Source organism: Brevundimonas sp. (assembly GCF_036402095.1).
In the GTDB taxonomy this organism is placed as follows: Bacteria; Pseudomonadota; Alphaproteobacteria; order Caulobacterales; family Caulobacteraceae; genus Brevundimonas.
The window spans coordinates 1-14999 of sequence record NZ_DASWTO010000214.1 but is presented as its reverse complement, the minus strand read 5'-3'; the positions used below and the strand labels follow the sequence as shown (position 1 = coordinate 14999).

Below are 14999 nucleotides of genomic sequence, written 5' to 3'. Positions count from 1 at the left end.
TCAGGGTCTCCCGCAGCGCCGCGATCCGCCGTGTCGCCACGGCGTCGCCGGCCGCGGCCGGCAGACGGCCGGCGAGCGCCCGCAACGTCGCCGCCGCGCCTGCGTCCGACCGCTCCGCCGCGTCCAGCGCCGCCCTCAGCTCGGTCACCGTGGCGGCCGGCAGGCTTGCGCTCCGCTCCAGCTGGTCGACATAGGCCCGCGCCACGGTCGGGTGGGCCGGCCAGCGCACCGGGTTCTGCTGCTGCGGATTGAAGGTCCCGCCTTGGTCCGCCATGGCTGCGGCGGCGATCTCGGCCGCCGTCAGATGTTCGCTCGGCTGCAGCGTCAGCACGTCGAGGCCGCGCACGATCTCGGTCCCGTAGATGCGCCCGCCGTACCAGTAGGTCGACCAGTAGCCGCCCAGGATGGAGTGCTTCGCATCGACCGGGCCGCGGTCGAACGAGGCGATCTCGACCGGGTGGGCCGAGTCGGTGAAGTCGATCACCGACAGGCCGCCCTGGTACCAGGCCTGAACGAAGATATCGCGGCCCGGCACCGGCACGATCGAGCCGTTGTGGGCGACGCAGTTTTCCTGCTCGGTCTGGGCCGCCGGCAGTTTGAAATAGCCGCGCCGCTCCAGCTTCCCGTCGACGATGTCGTAGATGGCGTCCGCGCCCCAGGTCGTGGGATCCTGCACGCGGCAGCGCGGCCGCGAGCCGCCGCCCCATTCGTCGGTGAAGATCACCTTGGTCCCGTCGTTGTTGAAGGTGGCCGAGTGCCAGTAGGCGAAGCCCGGGTCGGTCACCGCGTCGATGCGGCGCGGCTTCCGGGGGTCGCTGATGTCCAGGATGATGCCGTTGCCGGAACAGGCCCCCGCCGCCAGCCTGGCGCTCGGGAACACGGTGATGTCGTGGCACTGGTCGGTGCGGCTGGTGTTCTGCGTCCGCTCGCCATGGTCGCCGCCCGCCCACAGGCCGGCGATGCGGCCGGTCTCGTCGTCGGCGAAGACGCGCGGGCTGTCGATGATCCGCGCCCGCGAGGGATCGGCGACCGGGATCTCGATCACGTCGATGCTGAACAGCGCCGTCCGCGGGTCGCCGGGCACGGCCCCGACGCAGCCGGCCAGCTCGGCCTCGTCGCGCACCGACGAGGTGCCCGAGTTGTAGACGATGATCGAGCGCGGATCGGACGACACGACCGAGTGGGTGTGGGAGCCGCGGCAGGTCTGCACCTGGCCGACCTGCGCCGGTCGCGCCGGATCGGCGATGTTGAAGATGCGCAGGCCGCGGAAGCGCTCGGGGCTGGCGTCGCCGGTCACGCCCTGTCGGCCGCAGTCGACGCGGCCGCTGGTCTGCTCGACCGACATCAGCAGCAGGTCGCCGACGATCGACACGTCGCCCTGACCGCCGGGGCAGACCACCGAACTGAGCAACCGCGGCTCCCCGCCCTCGTCCAGCCGGTAAAGATTGAAGCCATGATAGTTGCCGACCGCCATCAGGTCGCCCGAGAAGGCCATGTCGGTGTTGGCGAAGCTCAGGAACGGCCCCCGCGTCCCGAACCGGCCCTCGGCCGCCTCGCGCTGCGGATCGGCCTCGTCGTCGGTCTCGGCCGGGATCGGCGGCGGCAGGCCGGCGGGGTTGTCCGTGTCGTAGAAGCCCGTCGGCTTGGGCAGGCTGGCCACCAGCGCCACATGGCTCGCCGCCTGGCCCGCGTCGCGGAAGCCGGCCGCCAGCGTCGAGCGCGGGTCGTCCGACAGCCCCCGCAGCAGCGCGGTCATGCGGCGGATCTCCGCCTGCTGCTCATTGGTCACGTCGTTGGCGAACTCGAACAGCGCCGGGTCGTAGGCCGAGCCGGGGCGGGCCAGCAGTTTGGCCACCATCTCCACCGCGCCTTCGTGGTGGGCGATCATCCGCTCGAGAAACAGCCGGTCGAAGGCCGGGCCCTCGGCGGCGGCCAGGGCGGCCATCTGCTCGGGCGTGGCCATGCCGGGCATGGCCGCATGGCCCGGGGCGTGTCCGGCCCCGTGCATCGCATGCTCCGCCCCGGCCGGCGCGGTCTCGCCCCGCTCGCGCAGCCAGCCCTGCATGAAGGCGATCTCGTCCGCCTGCGAGGCGTCGATGCGCCCGGCCACCTCGATCAGCGGCTGCCGGTTGGTGCGGTCCCTGACCAGGGCGGCCATCTCCACCGCCTGCCGGTGGTGCACGATCATGTCCTGCATGAAGCGCACATCGTCGACCGAGTAACGGTTGGCGGCGAGCCGGACGGCCTCCTCCGCGCTCAGCGTCCGCGCCGGCTGACCGGGCGCGCCGGGCTGCACGATCGGCACGTCCTGGGCCATCGCCCCGCCCGTCGCGGCGACCAGCCCGATGAGCGAGCAGCCCATCAGAAGTCCAAGGGAATTGATGCGTCGCGCCGACATGGGCCTGCTCCCGCTGAGATCGAAGGAGGCGACCCTATCACGGCGCCGGCGGAGGGCCAGCGGGATCGACGCCCCTTCCCCGCTTGACTTCCGTACCCGCCCGTCCGACCTCGGACCGATGACGACTCCCGCCCCCGCCGACGACAAGGAGCCCCCCAGGGAGTCCCTGCGCCCGCTGCTGGGACGCATCTGGCGCGACTACCTCTCGCACCACCGCACGCCGCTGGTCCTGTCGATCCTGTGCGCGGCCGTCGTCGGCGTCATGGCCGCCACCGTGCTGCAGTTGCTCGAGCCGGCCATCGACGGCCTGTTCCTCGGCAAGCCGGTGACCATCTGGGGCGTCTTCACCGTGCCGCCCGGTCAGGCGCTGACCGCCATCCCCCTGATCATCATCGGCGCGGGCCTGATCTGGACCGCCGCCGCGCTGGGCCAGGCGGCCCTGGTCAACCGGCTCGGCCACGGCATCGTCGGCGACATCCAGGTCCGGCTGTTCGGCTCCATGATCCGCGCCGACCTCGCCCGCCTTCGCAGCCAGCATTCCGGCGGCTTCGTCTCCTCGGTGCTGTTCGACGCCAATCTGGTGCGCGAGGCCTTCACCAACGGCGTGGTCAACTACACCCAGCATGCCCTCACCCTGATCGCCGTGCTCGGCTACATGGCCTGGACAGACTGGCGGCTGACCGCCATCGTCTTCCTCGGCGCCCCGGTCATCGCCTTCGTCATCCGCCGCTTCGGCAAGCGCATGCGCAAGGCCACCACCGGGGCCATGGTCGAGACCTCCAACCTCTCCACCGCCCTGATGGAGAACCTCGACGGCGTCCGCCTGATCAAGATCGAGAACCGCGAGGCGGCCGAGGAGGCCCGGGTCGGCGAGGTCGTCGCCCGCCGCCAGCGCCATGTCATCAAGTCCGCCGACAGCCGCGCCTTCGCCGGGCCGTTCTCCAACCTCGTGGCCATGTTCGTGGTCGCCGCCGTCATGGCCTACGCCGGCTGGCGCGCCCGCGACGGGGCCATGACCGTCGGAGCCTTCGCCGCCTATATCGGCCTGCTGATGGCCGCCGGCCAGTCGCTGCGCCAGGTCACCAACCTGCAGACGGTGATGGCCGAGGGCCTGACCGCCGCCCGCCGCCTGTTCGGCGCCCTCGACATCGAGCCCGAGATTCGCGAGGCGCCGGACGCCGCGCCCCTGCCGCACGGTCCGGTCACCGTCGCCTTCGACGGCGTCAGCTTCGCCTACGCCCCGACCGGGGGCGGCGGCGCCCCGACCCTGTCCGACGTCTCCCTGACCGTCGCGCCGGGCGAGACCGTGGCCCTCGTCGGCCCGTCGGGGGGCGGCAAGAGCACCATCCTGAGCCTGCTGCCGCGCTTCTACGATGTCACCGCCGGCGCCGTGACCATCAACGGCCGCGACGTGCGGGCGCTGAAGCTGCACGACCTGCGCTCGCGCATCGCCCTCGTCACCCAGGAGCCGTTCCTGTTCGACGATACCCTCGCCGCCAACATCGCCTACGGCCGCCCCGGCGCAAGCCAGGCCGAGATCGAGGCCGCCGCCACGGCCGCCGCCGCCCACGACTTCATCACGGCCCTGCCCGAGGGCTCCCAGACCCGGGCCGGAGAGGCCGGCGTGCGCCTGTCGGGCGGCCAGCGCCAGCGCGTCGCCATCGCCCGCGCCTTCCTCAAGGACGCGCCCATCCTGCTGCTCGACGAGGCCACCTCGGCGCTCGACACCGAGAGCGAGGCCCTGGTCCAGGCGGCGCTTGAGCGGCTGATGGAAGGCCGCGCCACCCTCATGATCGCCCACCGCCTGTCGACCGTGCGCAACGCCGACCGCATCTATGTCGTCGAGGCCGGCCGCGTCGTCGAAACCGGCTCCCACGCGCAGCTGGTGAAGAAGGGCGGCCTCTACGCCCGCCTCGCCCGGCAGCAGTCGCTGGACGGCGAACCCGTCACCGTGGCGGCCGTGTCATGAGACCGCTCCGCAATCCCGTCATCCAGAGCACTCTCGCCTGGTGCCTCGCCCGCTGGATGCGCTTCTGCTACGCGACGATCCGCTGGGAGTATCGCAACCAGGAGCTGGCCGAGGCGGTCTGGCGGCAGGGCGGCGGCGTGCTCGTGGTGTTCTGGCACTCGCGCACCTCGCTCGCGCCCCATAGCTGGCCGCTCGATCGGGCCCAGCCGGTCAAGGGCGTGATCTCCCGCAGCGTCGACGGCGAGTTCGTGGCCAAGGCCGTGGCCCAGCTGGGCATCCCGGCGGTGCGCGGCTCCTCCTCCAACAAGGACAAGACCGACCGCGACAAGGGCGGAACCCAGGCCCTGCGTGACGGCCTGCGCCAGCTCAAGGTCGGCGGCCTGGCCATCACGCCCGACGGCCCGCGCGGCCCGGTCCGCAGCATGGCCGAAGGCCTGCCGCTGATGGCGAAACTGTCGAAGGCCCCGGTCCTTTTTCTCGGCCTGTCCTGCAATCCCGCCATCCGGCTGAACAGCTGGGATCGCTCCCTGCTGCCCCTGCCCTTCGGCAAGGGCGCCGTCGTCTGGGACCGCGCCGACTTTCCCGAAGGCGCCGATCTCGCCGAGGTTGCGGCCGGCTGGACCGCCCGCACCACCGCCGTCGAGGCCGAGGCCGACGCCCTCACCGGGCTGGAACGGATCTGACGTGAGCCCCGCCCTGATCGCATACAGGCTCCTGACCCGCCTGTTCGAGCCGCTGGCCCCGCGCGTGCTCGACGCCCGGGCCAAACAGGGCAAGGAGGACCCGGCGCGGGTCGACGAACGCCTCGGCCTCGCCTCCGCCGCTCGCCCGGCCGGCGATCTGGTCTGGCTGCACGGGGTCAGCGTCGGCGAGACCCTGTCGCTGCTGCCCGTGGTCGAACGTCTGCGCCAGAAGCGCCCCGACCTGGGCGTGCTCGTCACCTCCGGCACCCTGACCTCGGCGACCCTGCTGGCCCGCCGCCTCCCGCCCGGCGTGATCCACCAGTTCGCCCCCGTCGACACGCCCGGCGCCGTTCGCGCCTTCCTCGATCACTGGCGCCCCGCCGCCGCCGTCTTCGTCGAGAGCGAGCTCTGGCCCAACCTGATCCTCGAGGCCCGCCGCCGCGAGGTGAAGCTGGTGCTGGCCAGCGCCCGCATCACTGAAAGGACCGTCGACGGCTGGCGCCGCTTTCCCGCGGCGGCCCGCGAGGTCGTCTCCGCTTTCGACCGCGTCCTGCCGCAGGACGAGACCTCCGCCGCCCGGCTGGAAAGCCTCGGCGCCCGCATCGACGGCCAGGTGAACCTGAAGCTGGCCGGGGCCGCTCCGCCGCACGATCCCGGCGCCTTCACCCGTCTCAGCGCCGCCATCGGCGATCGCCCCGTGGTCGTCGCCGCCAGCACGCACGACGGCGAGGAGATCGCCCTCGTCCGCGCCCTCGACAAGCTCGCCGACCGGCTGTGCCTGATCCTCGTGCCGCGCCACCCCGAGCGCCGCCGCGACATCGCGGCTGCCCTGACCCGCGACGGCTACCGCTTCGCCCTGCGCTCCGACGGGCGCGAACCCGACCGCGACACCGACCTCTATGTCGCCGACACCCTCGGCGAGATGGGCCTGTTCCTGCGCCTCGCCGATGTGGTGGTCATGGGCGGCAGCTTCTCGGCCGCCCTGGAGAAGCCTCCGGTCGGCGGCCACAACCCGCTGGAACCGGCCCGCCTGGGCAAGCCGGCCGTGACCGGCCCGGACATGAGCAACTGGGCCGCCGTCACCGACGCCCTGGTGCAGGCCGGGGGCCTGGCCATCGTCGAGGCCCCGTGGGACCTGCCCGCCGTCCTCGCTCCCCTCCTCGCCGACGACAAGGCCGCCAGGGCCATGGGCGAGCGCGGCCGCCGCGCCGCCGCAGAGGCCGGCTCGGGCCTCGACCGGCTGTGGGACAGCCTGACGCCCCTGCTGCCGCCGCCGGCCAGAACCCTGACAGGCGGCGGCCGATGAAGCTCAACACGCCCCGCTGGTGGTACGACCGCGAGCGCCGGCACGCGCCGATGACGCGGATGCTGCTCAAGCCACTGTCGTGGGTCTGGGCCGCCGCCACGGCCCGCCGCATCGCCCGCGCCGACCCCGTCGATCCGGGTGTGCCGGTGATCTCGGTGGGCAACCTGACCGTCGGCGGCTCGGGAAAGACGCCGGTGGCCCGCGAGGCCCTGCGCCTGCTGGACGAGGCCGGCGTCGCGGCCCATGCCCTGTCGCGCGGCTACGGCGGCCGTCTGAAAGGGCCGCTACGGGTCGACCCCGCCGCCCACACCGCCGCCGACGTCGGCGACGAGCCGCTGATGCTCGCCCTCGGCGGTCCCGCCTGGATCGCGCGCGACCGTGTCGCCGGGGCGCGGGCGGCCGCCGAGGCCGGCGCCGGGGCCGTGGTGCTGGACGACGCCCACCAGAACCCGGCGCTGAAGAAGGCGCTCAGCCTCGTCGTCGTCGACGGCGAGACCCGCGACGGCGAATGGCCCTTCGGCGACGGCGGGGTGTTCCCCTCGGGGCCGATGCGCGAGCCGCTCCGCTCCGGGCTCGCCCGCGCCGACGCCGTGGTGGTGCTTATGCCCGCCGACGTCCCCCATGCCGATCCGGAGTTGCTCTCGGCCTTCGGCGCCCTGCCCGTCTTCGTGGCCCGGCTGCTGCCTGCCGCCCCGCCGCCGGCCGGTCCGGTGGTCGGGTTCGCCGGCATCGCCAAGCCGTGGAAGGTCGAGCGCGCCCTCGACGCCGCCGGGGCCGAACTCGTTGACTTCGCTCCCTTCCCCGACCACGCCGCCTTCCGCGACGCGGACCTGCGCTTCCTCGCCGAACGCGCTGGCCGGGCCCACGCCCGTCTGGTCACCACCGAGAAGGACTGGTTCCGCCTGCCGCCCGAGTGGCGGGCGCGGGTCGTCTCATGGCCCGTGAAGGCGACGTTCGACGACGAGGGCGACTTCCAGGCCCTGCTGCTTCGCGCCGTTCAGTCCGCGCGGTAGACCACCCCGCCCTTCATCACGAACCGCACCCGCTCCAGTTCCCTCACATCGGCCAGCGGGTCGCCCGACACGGCGATCAGGTCCGCCGGCATGCCCGCCGCGATCCGGCCCGCCTCGCCGTCGATCCGCAGATGCGTCGCTGCATTCACCGTCGCCGTCTGGATCGCCTCCAGCGGCGTCAGTCCGGCCTGCACCAGCAGGGCGAACTCGCCGGCGTTGTCACCGTGCGCCGAGACGCCGCTGTCGGTGCCGAAGGCGATGCGGACCCCGCCCTCGTGCGCCCGTCCGGCCATGGCCAGCATCAGCGGCCCGGCCTGCAGCGCCTTCGCCGTCTGCGCCGGCGTGAAGAAATTGTCGGGCCCCGAGGCCATGCGCGCCACATAGTCGCCGGCCATCAGGGTCGGCACCAGATACACGCCTTCGCGCCGCATCAGCCGGATCGACTCGGCGTCCAGATAGGTCCCGTGCTCGATCGAGTCGCCGCCCGCGCGCAGGAAGCTGTTGATCCCGTCCGCGCCGTGAGCGTGCGCCGTCACCTGCCGTCCCATCCGGTGTCCGGCGTCGACGATGGCCGCCAGCTCCGCGTCCGAGAACTGCTGCCCCAGCCCCGCGGCCGTGTTCGACAGCACCCCGCCGGTGGCGGTGATCTTGATGATGTCGGCGCCCGACCGCACCTGCGTCCGCACCGCCCGCATGCAGTCCTCAGGCCCCGAGCAGACGCTCTCCGACGACAGCAGATGCATGACGTCCTCGCGGTAGCCGTTGATGTCGCCGTGGCCGCCGTGGATGGACACCGACGAGCCCGAGGCGATCACCCGCGGCCCGGGCACGTCGCCGCGACGGATGGCGTCGCGCAGGGCGAACACCGCCTCGTTGGCGCCCCCCAGATCGGCCACGGTGGTGAAGCCGGCCATCAGCGTCCGCCGGGCGTAGCGGGCGCCGACCATGGCCTGTTCGGCGTTCGACTGGGTGACCTCCTCCAACCGCCCGTTGGGGTTCTGCTGCCCGGTCAGGTGCACGTGGCTGTCGATCAGGCCCGGCAGCACGAACGAGTCGCGCAGATCGACGATCCGGCCCTCGCCGACGAAGCCGTCGCGGATTTCGACGACCTGGTTCCCTCTGATCACGAGAGTTTTATCGCGTTGCACAACGCCGCTCGCCGGGTCGGCCAGAATCCGCCCCACCTGCACGAACGTCGTTCCCTCTGGCGGGGAAACAGGCGCGACAGCGGGGGTTTGCGCGGCGGCGCCCGTGGCCAGCAAGACGGCGGCGGCGGCCAACAGTGATGTGATCGACTTCACGAAACCCTCCTGAAACAGCCGCTTCACCTTAGCCTGACCACGGTCAGCGCCAAGGCTCAGGTTGCTCCGGGCGTCATCATTTGAAACAACCCGTGACTTCTTGAACGTGCGAGGGGCGTCGCATGCAGTTGGCGAGACGTGGATTCATTCTGGGCGGCGCGGCTCTGATGTCGGGCTGCGCCACCGCGGCGGCCCAACCGCTCGCTCCCGTGGTCCGCGCCCAGGTGCAGGCGGCTCCGGCGATCCAGGTCGAGCGCGCGCCCCAGGCCATCACCTCCCAGCTGAACTCCACCCGCCCGCTCGATCCGCGCGGCTCGGTGCGCAAGGAGCTGATGGACCGGGCCATGGCCGCCCTCGACATCCACAGGGACCGCATCACCAACCGCGACCGCATGTATCTGGTCGACTTCACCAAATTCTCGGGTGACGAGCGACTGTACGAGGTCGACCTGCACGGCGGCGCCGTTACCCTGATGCGCACCAGCCACGGCCGCGGTTCCGATCCGTCCCACACCGGCTTCGCGCGGCAATTCTCCAACACCCCCGACAGCTACATGTCCTCGGTCGGCGCCTTCGCCACCGCCGGCGCGAGCCACGGCGCCCAGCAGGGCCCGAACGTCCTGCTCGACGGGCTCGAATACACCAACAACCTGGCCCGCGAGCGCGCTATCATCGTCCACGGCGCCGACTACGCCGACCCGGACTTCCTCGCCCGCGAAGGCAAGCTGGGCCGCAGCTACGGCTGCTTCTCCGTCGCCCACCACGACCTGCCGGTGCTGCGCGAACGCATGGGCGAAGGCCGCCTGCTGTTCGCCTGGGCCTAGGGTTCGGGGCGCCGGGCGCCGTGACGGATGAAGGCTATCCGAACCTCGTCGGGCAAGACGGCATATCGAATGACGTAGGGCGGCACGGTCGTCAGTTCGCGGACGCCTGACCGTACGGGCCGCCCCCGGTCCGAAAAGGCGACCAGACCGTTGGCTGCGTTCACCAACGCCGCGGCCACGCGTGACGCGGCCCTTGGATTGGTCTGCGCAATGCGGGATCGGATCGCCCTGAGGTCGTCGATCGCATCGGTCGACCAGATCAGTCGCCGCATGTGGGTGGCGGCAGCTCGTTTCCCGTCCCCCAGGATTTCAGCCAGCGCACCACGGCCTCATGCGTTATGAACCGGCCGGCGTCGATGTCCGCCATCGCCTTCCGTTCGCGTGCGTCCAGTTCGACCGCCTCTTCGAAGTCGAAGGCGCCCGGTTCCTCATCGAACTCATTGCCCGGATCGCTCATGCGGCGACGATAGCACAGCCGGCGCCGAACCTCATCCGCCTTCAACCTGGCCGGTCAGTCCGCCGTCGACTTCAACTCTCGACGCCGCCCTGCTCCCGCTCCAGCGCCCGCCAGCCGATGTCCGTGCGGTGGAAGCCGCCGGGCCAGTCGATCTTCTTCACCGCCGCATAGGCCCGCTGGCGCGCCTCGGCGATGTCCTTGCCCCGGGCGCAGACGTTCAGCACCCGCCCGCCGGCGGCGACCAGCTGGCCGTCGTCGCGCCGCCGGGTGCCGGCGTGGAACACCTGCACATGGGGGCCGAAATTCTGCTCGGCGCCGCGGATGATCGATCCCTCCAGGGGGCTGTCGGGATAGCCCGACGCCGCCAGCACCACGCAGATCACCGTCTCGGGCCGGAACTCCGGCGGCGCCGCCCGGGTCAGGTCGCCGCGCGCGCAGGCCAGCAGCAGGGGCACGATGTCCCCGTCCAGCCGCATCATCAGCACCTGGCACTCCGGGTCGCCGAAGCGGGCGTTGAACTCGACCACCCGGGGTCCGGCCTCGGTGGCCATCAGCCCGGCGTAGAGCACCCCGCGATAGGGCATCCCCTCCCGCGCCATTCCCTCGATCACCGGCCGGACGATGTCGCGCTCGGCCGCCTCGACCAGCTCCGGCGTGAACACCGGCGCCGGCGAATAGCTGCCCATGCCCCCCGTGTTCGGCCCCAGGTCGCCGTCATAGGCCCGCTTGTGATCCTGCGCCCCGCCCAGCAGCAGCGCGCGGTGGCCGTCGCAGACGGCGAACAGCGAGCCCTCCTCGCCGTCCATGAACTCCTCGATCACCACCCGGGCCCCGGCCGTGCCGAACCGCCCGCCCAGCATGTGCTCGATCGCGCCCTCGGCCTCCCGCTTGTTGGGGCAGATGGCCACCCCCTTGCCCGCCGCCAGCCCGTCGGCCTTGATCACATAGGGCGGCCTGAACACCGTCAGCGCCTGCCGCGCCTCGTGCAGCCGCTCATAGACGCCGTAACCCGCCGTCGGGATCTCCTGCCGCTCCATGAAGGCCTTCGAAAAGGCCTTGGAGGTCTCCAGCTGGGCCGCCCTCTTCGTCGGCCCGAAACAGGGGATGCCCGCCGTGGCCAGCCGGTCGGCCAGTCCCGCCTCGAGCGCCGTCTCCGGCCCCACCACCACCAGATCGGCCTTCATCTCCCGCGCCAGGGCGCACAGGCCGTCGGCGTCGGTGACCTTCAGCGCAACCCGCTCGCCCAGCTTGTCCATGCCCGGGTTGCCGGGCGCGATGACCAGCCGCCGCACGAGCGGCGACTGGGCGATCTTCCACGCCAGGGCGTGCTCGCGTCCGCCCGATCCCACCAGCAGGATGTTCATACCCGCGCAATGACCGCAGCGGCGTGGACGGTCAAGCGTGCGCCGCCGTTATCCCGCATCAGAGCAGCGGCGAAGCCACAGGCTCCGGCGGCCGGCAGGACCAGGGACCCCCGCGGCCGCGGCCTTGCTCAGTCGTGCGCCAGTCCGGCGATGCTGGCCGCCAGTTCGTCCTTGCGGAACGGCTTGGTCAGCCGCGGAAGGTCGGGCGCGACCCCTTCGACCTCGGCGAACCCGGAGACCAGCAGCACCGCCAGCTCGGGCCGGGCTTCCCGGAGCTCCCGCGCCAGTTCCGTACCCGTCATGCCCGGCATCAGGTGATCCGTCACCACGAGGTCTATCGGCTGGGCGCTGAACAGCCGCAGCGCCTCCTCCGCCGAGGCGGCCTCGATGACCCGGTACCCCATGTCGGCCAGCATGTCGGCCGTGCTCAGCCGAACGAATTCCTCGTCGTCGACCAGCAGCACGGACCCGGCGCGGTCCGTCGCGGTCGCGTCCGGCGACCGGGCCGGCGTCTCGGGCAAGGCGTCGGTCTGCGGCAGCCACAGCTCGACATTGGTTCCCAGACCCGGGCTGCTGGCGATCAGAAGGGCGCCGCCCAGTTGCGAAGCCAGCCCGTGCGCCATCGAGAGGCCCAGCCCCGTGCCCTGCCCGATGCCCTTGGTGCTGAAGAACGGCTCGACCGCCCGGGCCAGCGTCGCCTCGTCCATGCCCGAGCCGGTGTCCGCCACCGACACCCGCACATACCGGCCCGGCCTCAGCCGCTCTGACGCACCGGAGCGCACGATCTCCGCAGAGGCGCTGATCCGCAGCGTTCCGCCGTTCGGCATGGCGTCCCGGGCGTTCACAGCCAGGTTCAGCAGGGCCATTTCCAGCTGGTTGGTGTCGGCCCGCGCGGGAGGCAGCTGCGCCGGCGTCTCCACCACCACCTTGATCTGCGGGCCGGTCGTGCTGGCGATCAGATCGGCCATGCCCCGCACCACGCGTTCGACGTCCACAGCCACCGGCTGCAGCGGTTGCCGTCGCGCGAACGCCAACAGCCTCTGTACCAGAACCTTCGCCCGCTCGGCCGACTGGGCCGCTCCCTCGATCAGCCTCTGCTCCCGCTCACCGCCCGCTCCCTTGCGCTGCAACATGTCCAGCGCGCCCACGATGGGCGTCAGCAGATTGTTGAAGTCGTGGGCGACGCCGCCGGTCAGCTGCCCCATGGCGTCCATCTTTTGGGACTGCCTCAGGGCCTCCTCGGCGACCACCTGGCGGGTGACGTTCCGGCTCGATCCGATCAGGCGAACAATCCGCCCCTGCGCGTCGCGCATGGGCACCAGCGACGTGTCCCAGTGCTGGGGTTCGCCGGTCAGGTCGTATTCCTCGCGGTATTGGTGGATTGCGCCGGTCTCCACCACCTTGGTGTAGGTCCCCCGGATTTGCTCGAACAGCTCGGGCGGCAGAATGTCGTCCAGCCTCCGGCCGCGAAGATCCTCCAACTTCATCCCGACAGCCGCCTCGTGCGCCGGATTGGTCTCCTCGACCACAAAGCCGCCGTCCGGCTCCACGCCGATCACGAACAGAGCCTCAGGGGAGTTTGCAAAATAGGCGCGGTGAAGGGCGTCGACCTCATGCCGTTCCGCCAGGGCGGCGGCGACCCGCTCCTCCAGCCGATCGTTCGCCTGCCGCAGGATGCTTTCCATCTCGCGCCGCTCGTCGATGTCGATGACCGAGCCGACATAGCCGAGGTAGTCGCCTGTGGCCGAGAATCGCGCCGCCGCCGCATCCAGGGTCCAGCGATAGACGCCATCGGCGCGCCTTATGCGAAACTCGACCTCATAGTCCTTCTGCTCGGCGTTGGCGGTCATGAAGGCCGCCTCCGCGATCGGCCGGTCGTCGGGGTGGATGGCGTCCAGCCATCCATAGCCCTCGCCCGCCCCCGGCTGCTGCCCGGTGAACGCGTACCAGCGGGGGTTCAGATAGGTGCAGTGGCCGGTCGGGTCCGTGACCCACATCATCACCGGCGTGTGGTCGGCCATCCCACGGAAGCGGGTCTCGCTTTCCGTCAGCGCGGCTTCGGCCAGCACCTGGCCGGTTGTCTCGGCGCAGGCGCAGAACATGCCCGCCACGGTCCCGGTCTCGTCGTGCACCGGAGAATAGCTGAAGGTGAACCAGGTCTGCTCGTCGAACCCCTTGCGGTTCATCAGCAGCGGCATGTTCTGATGGAAGGTTCCCTCCCCCGCGAGCGCCGCCTCGATCAGGGGGGATATGTCGGGCCAGATCTCGGCCCAGATATCGTGAAAGGGCCGGCCCAGCGCCTCAGGGTGCTTCGCCCCCAGTACGTCGATATACGCGTCGTTGTAGAGAAACCCCAGGTCGTCGCCCCAGGCGACGAACATCGGGAATTTGGAGTGGAGCATCAGACCGATCACCGATCGCAGCGATTGCGGCCATGTCGACGGATGACCCAGCGGCGATCGCGACCAGTCATGGCCGCGCATCAGCGCCCCGACCTCGCCGCCACCCGCCAGGAAGGCCATCTCGTCGGGGATCGCCTCGGTGTAGGACACTCAATTCTCCGGATGGTCTCCGCGCGGAGACAGAAACTGATACGCGCTTTCCGGCCTGCGGTTTCGCCAAGCTGCGCCGTTTTTACCAGTGGCGGGATTGCCGGCATACCTCAGGCGCGGCCGCTTCCCGGTTCCCCCCGCCTCGCCCCCCCGCTACTCTCCCCCGATGAGCGACGACTCCTACGTCTTCGAGGGCCCGGCCGATGAACCGGCGGCGCCCCGCGACAACAACCCGCCCCTGTCGATTTCCGAGCTGTCGTTCGCCCTCAAGCGCACGCTCGAGGACCGCTTCGGCCACGTCCGGCTGCGCGGCGAGATCTCCAAGGTCAACCGCCACGCCTCGGGCCACGTCTATCTGACGCTGAAGGACGACAAGGCCTGCATCGACGGCGTGGTCTGGAAGGGCCAGGCCCGCGGCCTCGGCGTCCAGCCCGAGACCGGGCTCGAGGTCATCGTCACCGGCAAGATCACCTCCTATCCGGCCCGCTCGTCGTACCAGATCGTCATCGAGACCATGGAGGCCGCCGGCGCCGGCGCCCTGCTGGCCCAGCTGGAGCGGCTCAAGGTCAGGCTGCAGGGCGAGGGCCTGTTCGACTCCGCCCGCAAGCAGCCGATCCCGACCTTCCCCGTCGTCATCGGCGTGATCACCAGCCCGACCGGGGCGGTGATCCGCGACATCCTGCACCGCATCGCCGAGCGCTGGCCGTGCCGGGTCGTCGTCTGGCCCGTGGTGGTCCAGGGCGAGGCCGCCTGCGGCCAGGTCTCCAACGCCATCCGCGGCTTCGACGCGCTCCAGCCCGGCGGCCCGATTCCCCGTCCCGACCTGCTGATCGTGGCCCGCGGCGGCGGGTCGGTGGAGGACCTGTGGTGCTTCAACGACGAGGGGCTGGCGCGCATCGTGGCCGCCGCCCGCATCCCGATCATCTCGGCCGTCGGGCACGAGACCGACACCACCCTGATCGACTTCGTCTCGGACCGCCGCGCCCCGACGCCCACCGGCGCCGCCGAGATCGCCACCCCGGTGCTGGCCGACCTGCGCGCCGCCGTGCTTGACCTCGACCGGCGTCTGGTCCGCGCCGGCGGCCGGCTGATCGAGGAGCGCCGCACCCGGCTGCGCGCCGTGGAGCGCGGC

General features: G+C 71.5%; 12 protein-coding genes. 6 read left to right on the top strand and 6 right to left on the bottom strand.

Annotation, left to right across the window (positions count from 1 at the left end):
- Positions 1-2398, bottom strand: a 2398-nt coding sequence (locus tag VGD32_RS14160) for a DUF305 domain-containing protein (protein WP_331032525.1), incomplete at its 3' end; no start/stop codon positions are given.
- 118 nt (positions 2399-2516) lie between these two features.
- On the opposite strand from VGD32_RS14160, the gene VGD32_RS14155 reads away from it, so the two are divergent.
- Genes VGD32_RS14155 through lpxK form a run of 4 tightly spaced genes read left to right on the top strand, consistent with a single transcriptional unit; the run spans position 2517 to position 7369 of the window.
- Complete coding sequence (locus VGD32_RS14155; protein ID WP_331032524.1) at positions 2517-4367, top strand: ABC transporter ATP-binding protein; 1851 nt, start codon at positions 2517-2519, stop codon at positions 4365-4367.
- Positions 4364-5050 (top strand): lysophospholipid acyltransferase family protein, encoded by a 687-nt coding sequence (locus VGD32_RS14150; protein WP_331032523.1) that lies wholly within the window; start codon positions 4364-4366, stop codon positions 5048-5050. The genes VGD32_RS14155 and VGD32_RS14150 overlap by 4 nt, the downstream gene beginning before the upstream one ends.
- A 1-nt stretch (position 5051) precedes the next feature.
- Entirely contained in the window at positions 5052-6356 is a 1305-nt protein-coding gene (locus VGD32_RS14145) for a 3-deoxy-D-manno-octulosonic acid transferase (RefSeq protein WP_331032522.1), read from the top strand.
- On the top strand, positions 6353-7369 hold the full coding sequence (gene lpxK / locus VGD32_RS14140) for a tetraacyldisaccharide 4'-kinase (protein WP_331032521.1): 1017 nt from the start codon (positions 6353-6355) through the stop codon (positions 7367-7369). The genes VGD32_RS14145 and lpxK overlap by 4 nt, the downstream gene beginning before the upstream one ends.
- Here lpxK and VGD32_RS14135 read toward each other — a convergent pair.
- Entirely contained in the window at positions 7354-8661 is a 1308-nt protein-coding gene (locus tag VGD32_RS14135) for a metal-dependent hydrolase family protein (RefSeq protein WP_414644426.1), read from the bottom strand. The genes lpxK and VGD32_RS14135 overlap by 16 nt on opposite strands.
- A 131-nt stretch (positions 8662-8792) precedes the next feature.
- On the opposite strand from VGD32_RS14135, the gene VGD32_RS14130 reads away from it, so the two are divergent.
- Positions 8793-9494, top strand: coding sequence for a murein L,D-transpeptidase catalytic domain-containing protein (locus VGD32_RS14130; RefSeq protein ID WP_331032519.1), 702 nt, complete (start codon positions 8793-8795; stop codon positions 9492-9494).
- Here VGD32_RS14130 and VGD32_RS14125 read toward each other — a convergent pair.
- The 4 genes from VGD32_RS14125 to VGD32_RS14110 form a co-directional block, all read right to left on the bottom strand.
- Positions 9491-9766, bottom strand: a complete 276-nt coding sequence (locus tag VGD32_RS14125; RefSeq protein ID WP_331032518.1) for a type II toxin-antitoxin system RelE/ParE family toxin — start codon at positions 9764-9766, stop codon at positions 9491-9493. The genes VGD32_RS14130 and VGD32_RS14125 overlap by 4 nt on opposite strands.
- A complete protein-coding gene (locus tag VGD32_RS14120; RefSeq protein WP_331032517.1) occupies positions 9754-9951 on the bottom strand; it encodes a CopG family transcriptional regulator in 198 nt (65 codons plus the stop codon). The genes VGD32_RS14125 and VGD32_RS14120 overlap by 13 nt, the downstream gene beginning before the upstream one ends.
- 71 nt (positions 9952-10022) lie before the next feature.
- On the bottom strand, positions 10023-11315 hold the full coding sequence (purD, locus tag VGD32_RS14115; protein WP_331032516.1) for a phosphoribosylamine--glycine ligase: 1293 nt from the start codon (positions 11313-11315) through the stop codon (positions 10023-10025).
- Positions 11316-11443: 128 nt separating this feature from the next.
- Positions 11444-13867 (bottom strand): PAS domain S-box protein, encoded by a 2424-nt coding sequence (locus tag VGD32_RS14110; protein ID WP_331032515.1) that lies wholly within the window; start codon positions 13865-13867, stop codon positions 11444-11446.
- Positions 13868-14033: 166 nt separating this feature from the next.
- On the opposite strand from VGD32_RS14110, the gene xseA reads away from it, so the two are divergent.
- Positions 14034-14999, top strand: a 966-nt coding sequence (xseA, locus tag VGD32_RS14105) for an exodeoxyribonuclease VII large subunit (RefSeq protein ID WP_331032514.1), incomplete at its 3' end; no start/stop codon positions are given.

Excerpts from the sequence above, each read along its gene's own strand:
- VGD32_RS14155 (WP_331032524.1), top strand. The coding sequence starts at position 2,517 with ATGACGACTCCCGCCCCCGCCGACGACAAGGAGCCCCCCAGGGAGTCC.
- VGD32_RS14150 (WP_331032523.1), top strand. The coding sequence starts at position 4,364 with ATGAGACCGCTCCGCAATCCCGTCATCCAGAGCACTCTCGCCTGGTGC.
- lpxK (WP_331032521.1), top strand. The coding sequence starts at position 6,353 with ATGAAGCTCAACACGCCCCGCTGGTGGTACGACCGCGAGCGCCGGCAC.
- VGD32_RS14130 (WP_331032519.1), top strand. The coding sequence starts at position 8,793 with ATGCAGTTGGCGAGACGTGGATTCATTCTGGGCGGCGCGGCTCTGATG.
- VGD32_RS14125 (WP_331032518.1), bottom strand. The coding sequence starts at position 9,766 with ATGCGGCGACTGATCTGGTCGACCGATGCGATCGACGACCTCAGGGCG.
- VGD32_RS14120 (WP_331032517.1), bottom strand. The coding sequence starts at position 9,951 with ATGAGCGATCCGGGCAATGAGTTCGATGAGGAACCGGGCGCCTTCGAC.
- purD (WP_331032516.1), bottom strand. The coding sequence starts at position 11,315 with ATGAACATCCTGCTGGTGGGATCGGGCGGACGCGAGCACGCCCTGGCG.